The 18477-nt window shown below is 51.1% G+C and carries 18 protein-coding genes and 1 tRNA gene; 4 read left to right on the top strand and 15 right to left on the bottom strand.

Annotation, left to right across the window (positions count from 1 at the left end; translation table 11 throughout):
- Nucleotides 1-26: 26 nt before the first annotated feature.
- From CWO84_RS20305 to CWO84_RS20280, 6 genes are all read right to left on the bottom strand, one after another.
- Nucleotides 27-1967, bottom strand: a complete 1941-nt coding sequence (locus CWO84_RS20305) for a restriction endonuclease subunit S (protein ID WP_240618104.1) — start codon at nt 1965-1967, stop codon at nt 27-29.
- On the bottom strand, nt 1957-2244 hold the full coding sequence (locus CWO84_RS20300) for a DUF2442 domain-containing protein (protein WP_033155599.1): 288 nt from the start codon (nt 2242-2244) through the stop codon (nt 1957-1959). The genes CWO84_RS20305 and CWO84_RS20300 overlap by 11 nt, the downstream gene beginning before the upstream one ends.
- A 4-nt stretch (nt 2245-2248) precedes the next feature.
- On the bottom strand, nt 2249-2506 hold the full coding sequence (locus CWO84_RS20295) for a DUF4160 domain-containing protein (RefSeq protein WP_033155600.1): 258 nt from the start codon (nt 2504-2506) through the stop codon (nt 2249-2251).
- 83 nt (nt 2507-2589) lie between these two features.
- The gene (locus CWO84_RS20290; RefSeq protein ID WP_033155601.1) at nt 2590-2895 is read right to left on the bottom strand and encodes a DUF1016 N-terminal domain-containing protein; all 306 of its coding nucleotides are present in this window, start codon (nt 2893-2895) and stop codon (nt 2590-2592) included.
- Complete coding sequence (locus CWO84_RS20285) at nt 2895-4367, bottom strand: class I SAM-dependent DNA methyltransferase (protein WP_101054804.1); 1473 nt, start codon at nt 4365-4367, stop codon at nt 2895-2897. Before CWO84_RS20285 ends, CWO84_RS20290 begins: the two co-directional genes overlap by 1 nt.
- A gap of 102 nt (nt 4368-4469) precedes the next feature.
- Complete coding sequence (locus CWO84_RS20280) at nt 4470-6833, bottom strand: DEAD/DEAH box helicase family protein (protein ID WP_101054801.1); 2364 nt, start codon at nt 6831-6833, stop codon at nt 4470-4472.
- A gap of 593 nt (nt 6834-7426) precedes the next feature.
- Between CWO84_RS20280 and CWO84_RS20270 the strand changes: the two genes are divergently transcribed.
- Complete coding sequence (locus tag CWO84_RS20270; RefSeq protein WP_346426973.1) at nt 7427-7633, top strand: type II toxin-antitoxin system HicA family toxin; 207 nt, start codon at nt 7427-7429, stop codon at nt 7631-7633.
- The gene (locus CWO84_RS20265) at nt 7630-8025 is read left to right on the top strand and encodes a type II toxin-antitoxin system HicB family antitoxin (protein WP_033155605.1); all 396 of its coding nucleotides are present in this window, start codon (nt 7630-7632) and stop codon (nt 8023-8025) included. The genes CWO84_RS20270 and CWO84_RS20265 overlap by 4 nt, the downstream gene beginning before the upstream one ends.
- Nucleotides 8026-8028: 3 nt before the next feature.
- On the opposite strand, the gene CWO84_RS25065 is transcribed toward CWO84_RS20265, so the two are convergent.
- Entirely contained in the window at nt 8029-8493 is a 465-nt protein-coding gene (locus tag CWO84_RS25065) for a site-specific integrase (protein WP_051669679.1), read from the bottom strand.
- 54 nt (nt 8494-8547) lie between these two features.
- On the opposite strand from CWO84_RS25065, the gene CWO84_RS25060 reads away from it, so the two are divergent.
- Nucleotides 8548-8868, top strand: coding sequence for a hypothetical protein (locus CWO84_RS25060; RefSeq protein ID WP_240618115.1), 321 nt, complete (start codon nt 8548-8550; stop codon nt 8866-8868).
- Nucleotides 8869-8983: 115 nt separating this feature from the next.
- Here the strand turns inward: CWO84_RS25060 and CWO84_RS20255 are convergent.
- The 6 genes from CWO84_RS20255 to rlmE form a co-directional block, all read right to left on the bottom strand.
- A tRNA-Leu gene (locus tag CWO84_RS20255) sits at nt 8984-9068 on the bottom strand.
- A 16-nt stretch (nt 9069-9084) separates the two neighbouring features.
- Nucleotides 9085-9486: a preprotein translocase subunit SecG gene (secG, locus tag CWO84_RS20250; protein ID WP_171696150.1), complete on the bottom strand. Its 402-nt coding sequence runs from the start codon at nt 9484-9486 to the stop codon at nt 9085-9087.
- Nucleotides 9487-9507: 21 nt separating this feature from the next.
- Nucleotides 9508-10254 carry a triose-phosphate isomerase gene (tpiA, locus tag CWO84_RS20245; protein ID WP_033155613.1) on the bottom strand — a complete coding sequence of 249 codons (747 nt, stop codon included), beginning with the start codon at nt 10252-10254 and terminating at the stop codon, nt 9508-9510.
- Nucleotides 10255-10308: 54 nt separating this feature from the next.
- Nucleotides 10309-11649: a phosphoglucosamine mutase gene (glmM, locus tag CWO84_RS20240; RefSeq protein WP_033155614.1), complete on the bottom strand. Its 1341-nt coding sequence runs from the start codon at nt 11647-11649 to the stop codon at nt 10309-10311.
- 71 nt (nt 11650-11720) lie between these two features.
- Nucleotides 11721-13640, bottom strand: a complete 1920-nt coding sequence (ftsH, locus tag CWO84_RS20235) for an ATP-dependent zinc metalloprotease FtsH (RefSeq protein ID WP_192393468.1) — start codon at nt 13638-13640, stop codon at nt 11721-11723.
- Nucleotides 13641-13760: 120 nt separating this feature from the next.
- Nucleotides 13761-14378 carry a 23S rRNA (uridine(2552)-2'-O)-methyltransferase RlmE gene (rlmE, locus tag CWO84_RS20230; protein ID WP_020485127.1) on the bottom strand — a complete coding sequence of 206 codons (618 nt, stop codon included), beginning with the start codon at nt 14376-14378 and terminating at the stop codon, nt 13761-13763.
- Between the two features lie 50 nt (nt 14379-14428).
- Here rlmE and yhbY point away from each other — a divergent pair, with 50 nt between their 5' ends.
- On the top strand, nt 14429-14695 hold the full coding sequence (yhbY, locus tag CWO84_RS20225; protein ID WP_033155617.1) for a ribosome assembly RNA-binding protein YhbY: 267 nt from the start codon (nt 14429-14431) through the stop codon (nt 14693-14695).
- A gap of 40 nt (nt 14696-14735) precedes the next feature.
- On the opposite strand, the gene greA is transcribed toward yhbY, so the two are convergent.
- Both greA and carB read right to left on the bottom strand, forming a co-directional pair.
- Entirely contained in the window at nt 14736-15212 is a 477-nt protein-coding gene (gene greA / locus CWO84_RS20220) for a transcription elongation factor GreA (RefSeq protein ID WP_033155618.1), read from the bottom strand.
- A gap of 33 nt (nt 15213-15245) precedes the next feature.
- Complete coding sequence (gene carB / locus CWO84_RS20215; protein ID WP_101054795.1) at nt 15246-18461, bottom strand: carbamoyl-phosphate synthase large subunit; 3216 nt, start codon at nt 18459-18461, stop codon at nt 15246-15248.
- Between the last annotated feature and the right edge of the window lie 16 nt (nt 18462-18477).

The following is an 18477-nucleotide window of genomic DNA, read 5'->3' as shown; positions in this document are numbered from 1 at the left end:
TTTCTATTCAGGCGTTGAGCAATACATCACGACATGATGGCCCGCTCAACCATTCCATCCGCCAGCTTTTGCTGTAATTGATTGGCGGCGGCGAGGCGGGATTTTAGCTGGTCGCAGAGGGCCATTAGTTCTTCGACTTTGGCGACTATGCGGTGTTGTTCCATAATGGGAGGCAAGCCAATTGGCATTTTTTTCAGAATGCCATGATTCAAGTTCACCATGGTTGTTCCAACAGCTTCTCCAGCAAGGTAAACGCGAACATAATCGCATCGAAAAAGTATCTTTAAGTAATCTCGACAAACTTCGGAACAAAATCTAAGAACAAAACTACCTGTACCACATAGCCATCCATTTTCATTTTTTGTCACTAGTGCAATTCGACCAACTTCCCCTCTACGCGCCATAACAATATCGCCATCGTAAATTGCGTAGGGATCCAGGGTTTTTGCCATCATCCTTGAAACCGTAATCATTTCATCCGCAATAATTTTATCGTCAATCATGTGCGATGGATTTATCAACGGTACACCACCCTGAACATAGTCTGACTGATGAATCATCGAACCAAATGGTCCAGTGGCTATATCTGTAGCATAATCAATAAACCTCAGCCATTCCCACCCCGTCGGTAATTCAAACGGCTTTTCATCCTCGGTTATTGGTGGCAGCGGTTTATCTTTTTTGATCCTCCCTTCCGCAATCAATTTAGTTTTTTCAGCCTGGATGCGCTTGAGTAATTCGCTGGCCGGTTCATCGTTTGGGTCTTGCGGCACCAGCTTGCCCATTACCGCCAGTTGCAGCAGGGTTTGCTTGAGGGCTTCGATGCTCGCTTCGGTGGTGAACAAGGTGTCGAAATGCGCGGCGATGCGTTGCCAGTCTAAATCCCCCCCAGCCCCCCTTTTACAAAGGGGGGAAGCTGTTTTTTGCGATTGCGTGAGCGTGCCGAGCAAATGGCTGACCAGTTTTTCGTGGGCTTCAGCGGCGTTATTGTGCTGGCTTTCCAGTTGGTCACACAGCGCCATCAACTCATCGACTTTGGCGACGATGCGGTGTTGTTCGGCGACGGGTGGCAATGGAAATGGATGTGAAATAACTGTAGAGGTATTTAATTCAATTTGATTGGTCGTTCCCGAGGCGGCACTTTCTATCTTGGACTGGACGGAAGGACTTTGAATCCATCGCCATAAAAAAACACTCAAAAAGGAGATCGGTCTGATTACCGTCACATGAGAATCTGCAACGAGAATTTGCTTATGTTCCAACTCAGGGATAACACATGCGCGCCCGATAGTGCCTGTTCCGGTGGAATTCCATAAAACATCTCCCTCGCAAAGCATCCTTATAGCTTCGTATTTATGTATCGAGTCTGAATCGATAAATCGTGCTTGGGAAAGATCAAGCCCAGTCCACCTAACGCATTTTTGGGATATAACCGAATAGTCAGATTTACCGGTATAAACAGGACCTTTGCCGCGTTGAATGTAAGAACAAACTTCACCAAGCCTCACCCACTCCCACCCTTGCGGCAATTCAAACGGCTGCTGTTCATCAGAAATCCCCCCCGGCCCCCCTTTTGCAAAGGGGGGAGGATTTGAAGTTGACGTTGATGTCGTTGCTGTGACTGCCGTTGAATTTGATCCCCCTCTTTGCAAAAGGGGGGTTAGGGGGGATTTGCTGTTCTTGATCTTGCCTTCCGCAATCAACTTGGCCTTTTCCGCCTTTATCCGTTTCAGCAATTCACTGGCCGGCTCGTCGTTAGCATCTTGCGGCACCAGTTTGCCGCGCACGGCCAGTTCCAAAATCAGCTCGCGCAGTTTCTTGATGCCATAGACACTGGCCGCCGTGCCGGCCCCACGGCCCCGGCCTGACTTTTTAACGGTGTCGGCAGCGGTCCAGAGATCCAGGTGTTCGGTCAACAGTTGCTGAATGGCGCTCATACCTTTAAATATCCGCAAATCAGCCTGCATAGCCCCATGCTTTGAATTGCAGTTGAAGGTGAGGGTCATCCTTAAAGGCCTGGAAGTAAACGAATTCCGGAGCCAGATCTAAGCCATTCGGCCAGCTAATGGTGTCCAGTTCTTCATCCACTCTGAGTTTGGCAAACTCGGTTTTGTCTTGCAGCACCTTAAATACGCCAGCAGTGAGCGCAGAGGAGAGATCGGCCACGCCGGATTTGCCGTCATTGAACGTGACAGCGACCTTGTATTCGTCGAGATATTTAGCTTCATTAATATGCAGGAACATGGCGTTACTCCAAGGGTTCTATGGGTTTAGGTAATTGCGATTTGCGGCATAGCTCCCAGTCTTCCAACAATTCCGCCTGATGCAATTCATACCAATCCAATACGTGGCGCAAAGCGCGGCGTGGGAATTGGCCTTCTACTACGCCAGTATGAATGTTGACGGTAATTTCGTAATCGCCATATTTGGCGTGAAAGTGCGGTGGAGCATGGTCATTCCAGAACATGGAGATGACGACCCCCAGAAATCGACTAATGATCGGCATGGCTAATCTCGCTTTCCTGTAAATGCGGCAGTATGCATACCGGCATTTTCCAATATAGCCCGGTCGCGTTGCAATTCGGGTTGTCATTCTCTCCATGCCGTGGAGAGAATTGGGAATTCAAGATAAAACTGACGGAAATTCCAAAGATTTTGCGGTGAAAACCCCTTGCCGTATTCGGCGCTGAGTTTCTCCGATAATTGTTTTAGCGTTTGCTTGCCATATTCCGCACGGTGCGCACCGCCTTGTTCGTCGTCGATAATCAAGCGACCGATGTGCCAATAACTTTGCACCATGAGATCGTTGACAGTATGGCGTAGTTGTTGATGGGCGTGGTCGATGACCTGCCGGACTTGATCAAATAAAGGCTGAATATTCACCGGTGTATTCATCATGCCCTCCTGTCCGCTAACGCTTGTGCCAGTATATTTTTCAATTGCCCGCGCAAGGCGGCAATGTCGGCTTGCATGGTTTGGTATTGGGCCAGCAGTTGTTCGGGGTCGTGGATTTCCTGCTCGCCGACATGCGGGTTTTTGCAATCCAGGTTGTAGTTGCGGGCCTGGATGTCTGCCAGGCTGACTTGCCAGGCTTGCGGGTTTTCCACGCGCTGACTGAAACCATCCGCTTCACTGCCCCACCAGGCGGCCTCCGCCGCAAACTCTTCGATCTTCATCGGCTTGGTTTTGTTGTAGCTTTTGACGCCGGGCGGATAGGGGTGTTCGTAAAACCAGATCTGTTGGGTGGGCGCCCCTTTGCTGAAAAACAGCAAATTGGTCTTAATGCCGGTGTAGGGGGCAAATACGCCGTTGGGCAGGCGGACGATGGTGTGCAGGTTGCATTCTGCCAGCAGTTTTTCCTTGATGCGGGTTTTGATACCTTCGCCAAACAGAAATCCGTCCGGCAATACCAGTGCGGCGCGGCCACCGGCTTTAAGCAGTTGCATGATCAGCACTAAAAACAGGTCGGCGGTTTCGCGAGTGCGGAAGCTGGCCGGAAAATTGGTTTCGATACCGTCTTCTTCCATGCCGCCAAACGGCGGGTTGGTGACGATGACATCGACACGGTCTTTGGGCGTCCAGCTGATTAATGGCCTAGCCAGGGTGTTGTCGTGGCGGATATTGCTGGGGACATCCATGCCGTGCAGGATCATGTTGGTGGTGCAAAGCAAATGCGGCAGCGGCTTTTTCTCGATACCAAAGATGCTGGCTTGCAGTTGGGCTTCGTCATCGACGGTTTTTACATCCTGTTTGCGGATGTGTTCGATGGCGCAGGACAGAAACCCGCCGGTGCCGCAGGCCGGGTCCATGACTTTTTCACCCAGGCGCGGGTTGACCATGCGCACCATGAATTCGGTGACTGCGCGCGGGGTGTAAAATTCGCCGGCATTGCCCGCGGACTGTAAATCGCGCAGCAATTGCTCGTACATATCGCCGAACAAATGCCGTTCCTGGGCTTTGTTGAAATCGACGCCTTCCTGAATTTTGTTGATGACTTGCCGGATCAACTGGCCGGATTTCATGTAGTTGTAGGCGTCTTCAAACACTGAACGGATGACGTAGGCGCGCTGGTCGCCGCCCTTGGCCGGCAGTTGCTGCAAGGAGGGAAACAGCTCGTTATCCAGGAACGATTTCAGCGCATCGCCGGTCATGCCTTCGGCGTTAGCCGCCCAGTTACGCCAGCGATAGGGTTCCGGCAGCGGCGATTGATAGTTGTCTTGCAATATCTCCCATTCGGTTTCGCGGTCGTCAAAGATTTTTAAAAACAACATCCACACCAATTGACTGAGGCGCTGGGCGTCGCCATCGACACCCACATCTTTGCGCATGATGTCTTGGATGGATTTAATGGTGGCGGAAATGCTCATAAATGGGGGCTTATCATGTCTGTTAAGAGGGATATTCTAAGGGTGGGTGGACAAGTTTTCCTGCCCACGCGAATCGACTACAAAAATTATAAAAACCGGCGTTTACGCATACAGATGGGCTTCTAATTCTTGCAGCGCGGCCAGGTAGGCGGGCTTGCCGCCAAAGGCCGAGACCAGTTCAGTGGCGGTACCCATGTTTTTGAATGGGTCCAGGGTGAGGATTTTGATGTCTTCAATGTTTTCTATGCCGGTGTCGGCGTATTTTTCCAGCAGGGTTTCCAGTACCTGACGGGCCTGCTCGCCGTATTTGGCAAAGTAGTTGCGCTTTTTGACTTGCTCGGCGCGCTCGCGACGAGTAAGCGGCGGTTGGTCAAAGGCGACGTGGCAGATCAGATCGAAGGCATCGAAATCCTTACCCACTTCATCAGCCAGCGGCTCCAGCAACAGGCCGTGTTGCTCCAGTTCTTGCAAGATGGCGGCTTTGCGTTCGGCTTTAGTCCAGCGGCGCAGGAAGTCATCGAGCGAAGCATAATCCTTGCGCACGGTGGAGCGCGTGTAATCCTTGAGCGATTCTGTGATCAGTTTGCCTTCCGGGCCGTAATACTGCACCCGTTCGGCAATCACATAGACGCTGACATCGCCGAGCACGTATTTTACTCGACGGTGTGGTTCGTCGTCGCCCTCGTCTGCAGTGGCATCGCCGGTATTTCCGGTAGTTTCTGAATCGGGATGATCGGTTTCAGCGCCGGGATTGTCGTCAGGCGGCACGGGGGATGCTTCGCCTTCGGGCGCGTAAATCATCACTGGCTCGCCATCGAAATCCTGGTCGGCAAATAGCTCGGTGGCTTTTTTGAAGTCCATGATGGTGAACCAATATTTGTCGTAATCCTCGTTGATGCGGGTGCCGCGACCGATGATCTGCTTGAACTCGGTCATCGATTTAATATGTTGATCCAGCACCACCAGTTTGCAGGTTTGCGCATCCACGCCGGTCGTCATCAGTTTGGAGGTGGTGGCGATGACCGGGTAACGCTGTTCGGGGTTGATGAAGTTATCCAGTTCGGCCTTGCCTTCGAGTTCATCGCCGGTAATGCGCATGACGTATTTGCGGCTTTCCTTGACCCGCTCCGGGTTCAGGTTAACCAAGGCTTGGCGCATGCGTTCGGCGTGGTCGATGTCATCGCAAAACACGATGGTTTTGGCGTAAGGATCGGTGGCAGTCAGAAATTCGGTGATTTTCTTGGCGACCAGTTCAGTGCGTTTTTCCAGTACCAGGATGCGATCCATATCGATCTGGTTATACACCCGATCTTCTATCAGTTGGCCATTTTTGTCGGTTTGACCTTTGCTGGGTCGCCAACCTTGCAGGTCTTTGTCGATGTCGATGCGCACCACTTTGTAGGGCGCTAAAAAGCCATCTTCAATACCTTGTTTAAGGCTGTAGGTATAGACCGGTTCGCCGAAGTAAACAATACTGGATACGTCTTTGGTTTCTTTGGGCGTGGCGGTTAAGCCGATATGGGTAGCGGAGGAAAAATAGGCCAGAATGTCGCGCCAGGCCGAGTCTTCTGCTGCGCTACCCCGATGGCATTCGTCGATGACAATCAAATCGAAAAAGTCGGGAGAGAATTGTTTGTAGATATTTTGCTCTTCTTCGCTGCCGGTGACGGCTTGATATAGAGACAGGTAAATCTCGTAACTTTTATCGACCTGCCGCTTGCTGATTTTGGTCATCGCCGCGGCAAACGGTTTGAAGTCGTTGTTTTTGGTTTGATCCACCAAGATATTACGGTCGGCTAAAAACAGGATGCGTTTTTTCGCGCCGGATTTCCATAAGCGCCAGATGATCTGGAATGCGGTGTAGGTTTTGCCGGTGCCGGTCGCCATCACCAGCAAGATGCGCTGCTGTTGTTTGGCTACCGCTTCCACCGTGCGGTTGATGGCATTGGCTTGATAATAACGCGGCGCGCGGCCGGTGCCGTCATCGTAGTACGGCATTTCTAAAGTGTGACGAGCGGCGTCTGTCTCCAAGCCTTTCCATCGGCAATAACGCTGCCATAGTTCGGCCGGTGACGGGAAGGCGTCCAGCGCCAGCCATTGCTCGGTCTTGTCGGACAGTCCGGTGCGATCATGCATCAGAAAGCCGTCGCCATTGGAACTGAATACGAATGGCACGCTGAGAGTTTCGGCATAACTTAGCGCTTGCTGCATACCGGCACCCACGCTGAGGCTGTTGACCTTGGCCTCGATGACGGCCAGCGGCATATTCGCTTGATGGTAGAGGATGTAATCCGCGCGTTTTTGTTCACCGCGCGTATGCAGTTTGCCGCGCACGATAATGCGGCCTTTGGTGAAAGCGACTTCTTCCCGAATCTGGCTGAGCAAATCCCAGCCGGCGGCCGTTAGGGCCGGCGTGATAAATTTGGTGCAGATGTCACGTTCGCTGAGGTTTTTTTTGTTATTCATTTCCGGGAAAAATCCTTGTAAACCTTGAATAAGTCCTGACTCGCCGCTGATGAAAACATCCCTGTACCTAAAACTGCAACCTCAAGTTTGGCTGAGTCTGAAGCGCTGAATATTATCTTAAAATCCCTACGACGTGCTGTGTGTGGCTGCGCGCTAGAGGCAGTGGCAAAGCATAGGCTATTCACATGGAAACAATCAACGGTTTTGCCAAGCCACGCAATTGCCTTCATCGCTCGCTTGGACGACTCTAACTTCGGCATTCTAAATTCACGCTTTCACGAATTATGGGCTTTAGAGCAACTGCGAGGTGCGATTAGAGCATTATCCACTGCTAAAAAGCTCGCTGTGTAGTATGGCCTTTGTGAAAACCCGGCAGAAAGTCTTGGTGGCCGCAAATTGGAAGATGATTTCAATGTGCTGCACGATATCGATACGTTTGATCCGTTTCTTGAGTCAATATGCGATGACTTACAGCCCGCCATGTAATCCGGCGGCCCTTTGAAATCGAGTGACTTAGAAATCGATGATTAGTGATTCATTACATCCCAAGAAGATTCCAATACCAAAGGGAGCGCCGACTTGTCAGCCACCCCATGGTGGTTATAATACACACCATGAATAGCAGGCAACTAATCAAGCTACTTGAAGATGATGGGTGGACGCTGCGTAGCGTTAAAGGTAGTCATCACATCTTTGTTCACCCGGTTAAGCCGGGGCATTTGACGGTGCCGCATCCAAAGCGCGATTTAGGCAAAGGGTTGGTAAACAAGCTGTTAAAACAAGCGGAGTTGAAGGTATGAGATTTTTTGTTGCGATAGAACCAGGTGATGAGGATCATGCTTTTGGCGTAGTGGTGCCCGATTTGCCGGGTTGCTTTTCGGCAGGCGACACCCTGGACGAGGCATTCGAAAACGCGAAAGAAGCCATTGATCTATGGTGCGAAACAGTTATCGAAGATGGTGCAATGATTCCACCCGGCAAAACGCTAGCGGAACACCAAGCAAACCCAGAATTTGCCGGATGGGTGTGGTCTATCGTAGAAGTGCCGGTAGAACGGTATTTAGGCCCCGCCGAGAAGATCAATATTACATTGCCTAAGCTGTTGCTGACTCGTATTGACGAATACGCCAAAGCTCATGGCGCTACCCGTTCCGGGTTCTTGGCTCAAGCCGCGCGGCAGGCGATGCGCTAAGTCTTACCCTTGTTTTCTGAACAGTATTACTTGAGTGCCGGCCTTCAAGCCATCGAGGTAATCAGCCCAGCTCTGCATCATCCGCCGCCGCTCTTCGAGGTATTGCGCTCGATTATAGGGGGCCCTTACCTGGTCACGTGGAGCGTGAGCCAATTGTCGTTCAATAGCATCGGGTGACCAACCTTGTTCATTTAGCAGGGTTGATGCCGTGGTTCTGAAGCCGTGTGCTGTCATTACGTCTGAATCATAACCTAACGATTTATGTGCTGTTCTGATAGTGTTATCCGACATTCGCCGTCCATCGCCCCGACTTGACGGAAAGACATACTGGCCGCCACCCGTGAGCGGTTGGACGGCTTCCAGTATGTCAATAGCTTGGTTTGATAGCGGCACGATATGATGAAAGTCTGTTTTAGACACATAGGGCCGCCATTCCCGCGCCACTAGGTCAACATCAGCCCAAAGCATTTGTCGGATTTCGCCGGGCCGTTGAAACATTAGAGGCGAAAGCCTGAATGCCGATTGCACAACAAAGGTTCCCTGATAGTTGCTTATATCCCTGAGCAATTGCGCTACAAGTTTTGGGTCGATGATTGCAGCTCGGTGTTCAACCCTTTGCGCAGGCATCTGTTTGGCGACGGATTGCGCCGGGTCGTAGTCGGTAAAGTTGTGGACAATCGCATAAGCAAAGATCGAACTGATTTCAGCGTGGAACCGGTGGGCCGTTTCAAGCTGCCGTTTATCAACATCGGCTTTAGCACTGCCAATATTTCAGATGATTTGACTTCCTTGATTGGCTTATTCCTTAACCGTCATTTTGTTACCTTTTTTCAGGCACTATAGGCTCGGTAGCAAAAAAGTAATATTTTTAGTTGTATGTCGCTGGACAATAAAAAACCCGCGAGCCCAGAAGATTCGCGGGTTTTTGCACTTCTTTGCACTTGCGTGCATCTTCAAATGGTACCGACGGGCGGACTTGAACCGCCACGACTTGCGTCACCACCCCCTCAAGATGGCGTGTCTACCAATTTCACCACGTCGGCTTTAATTGTTGCTAACTTATTTTGCCGCTGGCTTTTCGACTTCTTTGATAGCCGGCGCTGCAGGCAAAGTCGCATCCTGGATCGGCAAGCTGCCGTCTGCCGGCATGCCTTGCGTTAATGGTACATCAGACTTAACGGGTTCAGCAGCAGGTGTCGAATCCAATATGACGTCGGTTTTTTTACCTTGATAGCCACTTAACACGGCCAGGCCTAAGCTGGTAATAAAAAACAAGGTGGCGAAAATAGCGGTGGTTCTGGACAAAAATGAGGCAGAACCTTGCGCGCCGAATACCGAACCGGATGCGCCGCCGCCAAAAGTCGCGCCGGCATCCGCGCCTTTTCCTTGTTGCATCAGGACCAAGCCAACGATGCCTATACCCAGGAAGATGTGAATAATTATTATAATTTGGTACAACATAAAGACCTTAATCGGATGAGACTAAACCGAATGGCAAATCTGCAGGAAGCCTTTTGCATCCAGCGATGCGCCACCCACCAAACCACCATCAATGTCAGGCATCGCAAACAAGCCTTTTGCGTTATCTGGCTTGACGCTTCCGCCGTATAAAATTTGTACTTTTTCCGCGATTACCGGATTTCTATCGGCAATCCGTTGGCGAATGTACTTGTGTACTTCTTGCGCTTGCTCGTCGGTCGCCACTTTACCGGTGCCGATAGCCCAAACAGGTTCGTAAGCAATCACGGCGGTTTCGAACGCTTCGATGCCTGCGGCGGCAATCACGGCGTCCAGTTGCTCGTCAACAACTCGGAAGGTTCTGTCTTGTTCACGCTCTTCCAGTGTTTCGCCCACGCAAAGTACCGGGACGACACCTTTGCTCAAGGCTTGGCAAAAACGTCTGGCAACCGACTCGTTGGTGTCGCCGTAGTAGCTGCGACGCTCGGAGTGACCAACCAATGCATATTTGCAGCCGACTTCGCTCAGCATTGCTGCTGATACTTCGCCGGTATAAGCACCGGATGCTTGGTCGGCAACATTTTGCGCGCCCAATGCGATGGGGGATGCCGCCAATACGCTACGAATATCTGACAAATAGACGAATGGAACACAAACCGCTACTTCTTGCTGAACATTACCAAGACCGTCAGCTAAAGCTTGAGCAAGTTTTTGCCCATCTTCCCGAGAGCCGTTCATTTTCCAGTTACCCATAATCAAAGACCGACGCATTACATCCTCCGAGCTAAATAAGACCGCATATAATATCGAGTTAAGCCTTTTAGTTCAAGCCGGAATAGCTTTCTTGACATCGGCGGCCAGTTGGTTGGCAAACTTGACCACCTCGTCTTGATCTACACCTTCCACCATCACTCGGATCAATGGCTCGGTGCCGGAGGATCGCAGCAACACTCTACCTCGTTCACCCAGTTTTTTCTCTACTGCGTCCACGGCTTTTTTGATGCTGTCGATCTCTTCGATTTTGACTTTTTTATCGGTTTTGACGTTAATCAGCACTTGCGGGTATTTGCTCATACCGGATTTAAGCTCATTCAGGCTTTTGCCAGTACGTTGCATTTCCGCCAACACTTGCAAGGCGGAAACAATACCGTCGCCCGTGGTGGTTTTATCCAGACAGATAATATGTCCGGAGCCTTCGCCACCGAGCATACCTTTGTGCTCAGATAACATTTCCATCACATAGCGGTCGCCTACTTTGGCGCGCAGCAGAGGCACGCCGACGGCTTTCAGCGCATGCTCCATGCCAAGGTTTGACATCAGTGTACCAATCACGGGCCCGAACAATTTGCCTTCTTCCAAGCGCGATTTAGCAATGATGTAAATCAACTCGTCGCCATCGACAATTTCACCTTTGTGATCGACCATGATAATCCGGTCGCCGTCGCCATCCAGCGCTATTCCCAGATCGGCGCGGAATTCCAGCACTTTGGCAGCCAGATTTTCCGGCTTGGTAGCACCGCATTCGTCGTTAATGTTCAAACCATCCGGGTCGGCGCCGATGGTGACAACTTCGGCTCCCACTTCGCTAAAAACATGCGGTGCGATGTGATAGGTCGCACCGTTGGCACAATCGATAACAATCCGCATGCCTTTAAAATCCAAATGCGGCGGTACCGTTGCCTTGCAAAACTCAATATAACGCCCGGCCGCATCGCTGACCCGTTTGGCTTTACCCAGTTTTGCCGATTCCACCGTAGTCATCGGCGCATCCAGATACTGTTCGATCTGGTGCTCCACGTCATCCGGCAATTTGGCGCCATCCACCGAGAAAAACTTGATACCGTTGTCATAGTACGGATTGTGAGAAGCACTGATGACAATGCCGGCTTTTGCTCTCAAAGTACGAGTCAAGTAGGCAATACCAGGCGTGGGCATAGGCCCCAATAAACGGGTATCCACACCCGCCGCCGACAACCCAGCTTCCAACGCTGATTCGAACATATAGCCGGAAATGCGCGTGTCCTTGCCCACCAACACGAAACCACTGCCTTCCTTGGCAAAGACTCTGCCTGTCGCCCAGCCCAGTTTTAGCATGAAGTCGGCAGTAATGGGGTACTCACCGACTTTGCCGCGGATACCGTCAGTGCCAAAATATTTTTTTGCCATACTCAAATTCTCTTAACTAAATCCCAAAAAAAAGAGAGGCCGGAGCCTCTCTCGCTTTTGCCGTTACAGCATCAGCCTTGCTCGGCTGCGCCTCCGATTGATGGGTCGGTATCTTTTTGATCCCAATGATCATTTTTGATGCCACCACTGGAAGACGGCGTATCGTCCTCCCAACCTTTCGGCTCTCTCACCGGTTTTCTTTCCATTAAATCATCGATCTGATATTTATCGATGGTTTCGTACTTCATCAAGGCATCTGCCATTGCATGCAGAATATCTTCGTTTTCTTTCAGAATCGTTTCCGCTCTTTCGTAATTTCTATCAATGATAGACCGGATTTCTTCATCAATGGTGTGTGAAGTCTCTTCCGCAACCGATTTATGCTGGGTGACTGAGCGGCCCAAGAAAATTTCGCCTTCTTCTTCGCTGTACGCCAAAGGACCAAGACGTTGCGACAAACCCCATTTGGTCACCATGTTTCTGGCCAGCTCGGTGGCACGTTCGATGTCGTTGGAAGCACCGGTGGACACTTGTTCCCAGCCAAAAATCAATTCCTCGGCAATCCGGCCACCGTACAAGCTGGAAATCATGCTATCGAGTTTACGTTTGCTAGCGCTATATTGATCGCGCTCAGGCAAGAACATGGTTACACCCAACGCACGGCCACGCGGCATGATGCTGACTTTGTAAACAGGATCGTGCTCAGGCACCAAGCGGCCGACGATAGCGTGACCGGCTTCGTGATACGCAGTCATTTTCTTTTCTTTCTCGTCCATCACCATGGAACGTCTTTCCGCCCCCATGATCAGTTTATCCTTGGCTTTTTCCAAGTCCACCATGCTGACTAAACGCTTGTTGTAGCGCGCGGCGAACAAGGCCGCTTCGTTAACCAAGTTGGCTAAGTCAGCACCGGAAAATCCTGGCGTACCTTGGGCGATATATTTGATTTTGACATCGTCCGCCGCAGGCACTTTTTTCAGGTGCACGTTAAGAATTTGTTCGCGGCCTCTGACGTCAGGCAATCCGACCACCACTTGACGGTCGAAACGGCCTGGACGCAACAAGGCTTTATCCAGCACATCGGAACGGTTGGTTGCGGCGATAACGATAATACCTTCGTGACCTTCGAAACCGTCCATTTCGACCAGCAATTGGTTCAAGGTTTGTTCGCGCTCGTCATTACCGCCGCCTAAGCCGGCACCACGTGAACGACCAACCGCATCGATCTCATCAATGAAGATAATGCAAGGTGCGTGCTTTTTGGCTTGTTCAAACATGTCACGCACCCTGGAGGCACCGACACCGACGAACATTTCCACGAAGTCCGAACCGGAAATAGTGAAGAACGGCACTTTAGCTTCGCCGGCAATCGCTCTGGCCAACAAAGTTTTACCGGTACCCGGAGGGCCAACCATCAAAGCACCTCGCGGCACTTTACCACCTAATTTTTGGTATTTTGCCGGGTCTTTAAGGAAGTCGACCATTTCCTCGACCTCTTCCTTGGCTTCATCGCAACCGGCTACATCAGCGAATGTGACCTTGTTTTGATCCTGATCCAGCATCCGTGCCTTGCTTTTACCAAAGCCCATCGCACCGCCGCGACCACCGACCCCGCCACCTTGCATTTGGCGCATGAAGAATACCCAGACGGCAATCAGCAATAAAATCGGCCCGAACGACACGAATATTTGCATCAGCATCGAAGGTTCTTCGGGAGGCTGAACGGATATTTCCACACCGTTAGCCAACAGATCGTCGATCAAATGCGGATCGTTAGGCATATAAGTCTTGAACTTATCGCCGGAGACCATTTTGCCTTTCACAGTATTATCGGAGATCGCAACCTGCTGAACTTGTCCAGCTTTCACAGCGTCGATCAATTGCGAGTATGAAAACGTCGCGTCGCTACGAATCGCCCGCGACCCGAAACTGTTGAATACAGCCATCAACACTACGGCGATGACCACCCACAAAATTAAATTTTTAATCATATCGCTCAAGTTACGCGCTCCGGCCTGGAATGGCCTCAAAATTTAAAAACCGAGTAATTGTATCAGGACTACTCGCATCCCACCGCCATCATAGCCCTATGAAAGGCGACTTTCGCAGTTTTATTTAAAACCTTTCGCCAAAATATACACTTCATTACTTCTGGCCCGTGAAGCTTTCGGCTTTCTAATCACCACACTGCTGAACTGCTGACGCACTTGATTATAGTATTCATCAAATCCGGCGCCCTGAAACATCTTGATCAAAAAGGTGCCACCCTTAGCCAAAATGTGTTGCGCGGCGTCCAGGGCCAATTCGCCCAGGTAAATGGCCCGTGGCTGATCCATTTCCCGGCTACCACTCATATTGGGGGCCATGTCCGACAATAACAAGTGCACCGGTTCGCCATCAAGCACTTTATAGAGTTGTTCAAGCACTTCGTCTTCCCGGAAGTCGCCTTGAATAAAATCCACGCCGTCGATAGGATCGATAGCCAACAAATCCAGCGCAATCACCTTATTTTTTTTACCGACGATTTTGCTGACATATTCCGACCACCCGCCCGGTGCGGCGCCTAGGTCGACTATATTAATACCAGGTTTTATGATTTTGTCTTTTTCTTGGATTTCTATCAGTTTGAATACGGCACGAGAGCGATAACCCATTGCCTGCGCTTTCTTGACATACTCGTCTTGGAAATGTTCCTGCATCCATTGCTGGCTACTTTTGCTGCGTGCCATATTTTCTATTCGTGTAAAATTGCCGGGTTTTTAAAGTTTAAGGAAACAGAGTGAATCCTATCCAAAAGAAAAAGCTGAAGGCCCTAGCTCACCCACTAAATCCCGTGGTGATTATCGGCCAGGCCGGCTTGACCGACGCAGTTATCAAGGAAATTAACGTGGCGCTGAACGCCCACGAACTGATTAAAATCAAAATTCGCGCCGAAAGAGACGAACGCGCAACCATCAGAGAACAAATCTGCGAGCAGACCAAGGCCGAATTAGTGCAATCGATTGGCCAAATTGCAGTTATTTATCGCTTGAACCCAAAAAAATAACGCCAATGGGGAGGCGTTTCCTCCCCATCAACCAATCAGCTTAAATATATTGAACCGAGATTATCTCGTACTCGATATCGCCGCCCGGCGCTTTTACCGTCACGACATCCTCCACTTCCTTGCCAATTAATGCCCTGGCAATCGGCGATCCCACGGAAATACGGCCTTCCTTGATATTAGCTTCATCTTCGCCGACGATTTGATAAGTCACCGTCTTGCCGGAATCAAGATCTTCGATTTCCACCGTGGCACCGAATACCACTTTGCCGTTGGCTTCGGTTTTTGTGACATCAATGATGTTGGCGTTGGATAATTTGCCTTCAATTTCAGCGATGCGGCCTTCGGCAAAACTTTGCTGTTCGCGCGCCGCGTGGTACTCAGCATTTTCCTTTAAATCACCGTGCGCGCGCGCCTCGGAAATAGCCTGAATGATACGCGGCCTGGTCACGGTTTTAAGCTCTTCCAGTTCGGCCCGTAATTTATTGGCCCCGACCACTGTCAGTGGAAATTTTTGCATTTACTGCTCCCCTTTTGAATTCAAATTCATCCGTTAAAATGTTTTATGCAAGTCCTGCAAGCAATTGACATCGCCGGCATCCAGCTCGCCCAAGGCATAGCAAGCAGCGCGCGCGCCAGCCATCGTCGTGTAATAGGTGACCTTGCGCTGCAACGCTTCACGGCGCATCGTAAACGAATCGGCTACCGCTTTGACCCCTTCGGTCGTGTTGACGATCAACTGCACCTCGCCGTTTTTGATCATATCTACAGTATTGGGCCGGCCCTCGTTAACTTTGAAAATTTCCTTGCAAGCAATGCCGGCTTCCTTCAAAACTCTAGCCGTACCACGGGTTGCGACGATTTCATAGTTTTTCGCGATTAACATATTCGCCAATTCGGGCAGCTTGGGTTTATCGGCATCACGAATACTGATTAAGACCTTGCCGCTGTGGCTCAAATCCACACCGCACGCACGTTGCGACTTGGCGAATGCCTCCCCAAAAGTCTTACCGACCCCCATCACTTCACCGGTGGACTTCATTTCCGGTCCCAACAACGGATCGACGCCAGGGAACTTAATGAATGGGAACACAGCTTCTTTCACCGAAAAATACTCGGGAATACGCTCTTCGGTAATGCCCTGCTCTTTCAGGGATTTGCCCACCATCACCCGCGCGGCGATTTTCGCCAGCGGATAACCGGTAGCCTTGGACACAAACGGCGCAGTCCGCGAGGCGCGCGGATTCACCTCTAAAACATAAACCGTCTCCCCCTGAATCGCAAACTGCGTATTCATCAAACCGCGCACACCCAACGCTTCAGCCATTTTTGCGACTTGCGCCCGCAACTGGTCTTGAATAGGTAACGGCAAATCGTAAGGCGGAATAGAACACGCGGAGTCGCCGGAATGCACGCCAGCCTGTTCGATATGCTCCATCAAACCACCGATCAACACGGTTTCGCCGTCGTAAATCGCGTCGACATCCATTTCCACGGCATCGTCCAAAAATCTATCCAGCAATACCGGCGAATCATTGGAAACGCTGACCGCTTCTTTCATATAGCGGCGCAAGCCTTCCTCGTTGAACACGATCTCCATCGCCCGCCCGCCCAATACATACGACGGACGCACTACCAGCGGATAGCCAATTTCCTTCGCGGAATTCACGGCTTGTTCAACCGAACGCGCGGTGGCATTGGGCGGTTGCAGCAAATTCAAACGCTCCAGCAATTTCTGGAACCGTTCGCGGTCTTCCGCCAAGTCTATCGAATCCGGCGAAGTGCCAATGATCGGCGCACCGGCCGCTTCCAAGGCCCGGGCCAGTTTCAACGGTGTTTGGCCGCCGTATTGGACGATGACCCCCTTGGGTTTTTCCAGCTCGATGATTTCCAGTACGTCTTCCAGCGTCAAAGGCTCGAAATACAAACGGTCGGACGTATCGAAGTCGGTGGACACGGTTTCCGGATTACAGTTGACCATGATGGTCTCGTAACCATCTTCGCGCAGCGCCAACGCGGCATGTACGCAGCAATAATCAAACTCGATACCCTGACCGATCCGGTTCGGACCACCACCGAGAATAATGATTTTTTCCTTGTCGGACGGATTGGCCTCGCATTCCTGTTCGTAAGTCGAGTACAGATAAGCGGTATCGGAGGCAAACTCCGCCGCACAAGAATCAATCCGTTTGTAAACGGGACGCACGCCCTTTTTGTGGCGGACGCTGCGCACTTCGGATTCCTTGGTTTCCAGCAATTTGGCCAGACGTCTGTCAGAAAAACCTTTGCGCTTCAGCCGCATTAATTCGCCCGGCTCCAGAGTTGCCAAGGTTTTGGTGGACAAGGTTTTTTCGGTATTAATCAGATCCTCGACCTGCGCCAAGAACCACGGATCTATTTTCGACGCCTGATGAATGTCCGCAAAACTCAAGCCGCTACGGAACGCATCGGCCAAATACCAAAGACGTTGCGGACCGGGATAGCGTAATTCTTTCAGAATGGTGTCTTCGCTATTAGCATCGTTCAAATCGGCAATTTCATCCAGACCATCGACACCGACTTCCAAGCCACGCAAAGCTTTTTGCAAAGATTCCTGGAAGGTGCGGCCTATCGCCATCACCTCGCCGACCGACTTCATTTGCGTGGTCAGCCTATCATTGGCTTGCGGGAATTTTTCAAAGGCAAAGCGCGGCACTTTGGTAACCACATAATCGATGGACGGCTCAAATGAAGCCGGTGTCGCACCGCCGGTGATTTCGTTGCGCAATTCATCCAACGTATAGCCCACCGCCAATTTGGCCGCGACTTTAGCAATCGGAAAGCCGGTGGCCTTGGAGGCCAATGCCGATGAGCGCGACACCCTGGGGTTCATCTCAATGACGATCAGCCGTCCAGTGTCGGGATTGATGGCAAACTGCACATTGGAACCGCCGGTATCCACGCCGATTTCCCGCAATACCGCCAACGAAGCGTTACGCAGGATTTGATATTCCTTGTCGGTCAGAGTTTGCGCCGGAGCGACGGTGATAGAATCGCCGGTATGCACCCCCATCGGATCGAAGTTTTCGATCGAGCAAATGATGATGCAGTTATCTTTGGAATCCCGCACCACTTCCATTTCAAACTCTTTCCAGCCCAGAATCGATTCTTCGATCAACAATTCGCTGGTCGGCGACAAATACAGGCCGCGCTCGCAAATTTCGATGAACTCTTCGCGGTTATAGGCGATACCGCCGCCGCTACCACCCATCGTGAAGGAGGGACGAATCACAGTTGGGTAGCCCACTTCTTCCTGCGCCGCAAAGGCTTCTTCCATGCTGTGTGCGACTTTGGCTCTAGACACTTCCAAACCAATGCGCGCCATCGCCTCATTGAACAGCGCGCGATCCTCGGCCATATTAATCGCTTCTTTGGTCGCGCCTATCATTTCCACGCCGTATTTCGCCAATACGCCGTGTTTGTCCAGCGCCAACGCGCAGTTGAGCGCGGTCTGGCCGCCCATCGTCGGCAGGATGGCGTCGGGACGTTCTTTTTCGATGATTTTTTCGACGGTCTGCCAGTCTATAGGCTCGATGTAAATCGCGTCGGCCATATCCGGGTCGGTCATGATCGTCGCCGGATTGGAGTTGACCAGAATCACCCGGTAACCCTCTTCCCGCAAGGCTTTACAAGCCTGGGTACCGGAATAGTCAAACTCGCAAGCCTGGCCGATGACAATCGGCCCTGCACCCAGTAATAAAATCGATTTTATGTCGGTTCTTTTTGGCATATCACTCTGTATAAAA

The sequence above is a fragment of the Methylomonas sp. Kb3 genome (assembly GCF_002834115.1).
GTDB classification, from domain to species: Bacteria; Pseudomonadota; Gammaproteobacteria; order Methylococcales; family Methylomonadaceae; genus Methylomonas; species Methylomonas defluvii.
This window is presented reverse-complemented; position numbering and strand designations above follow the sequence as displayed.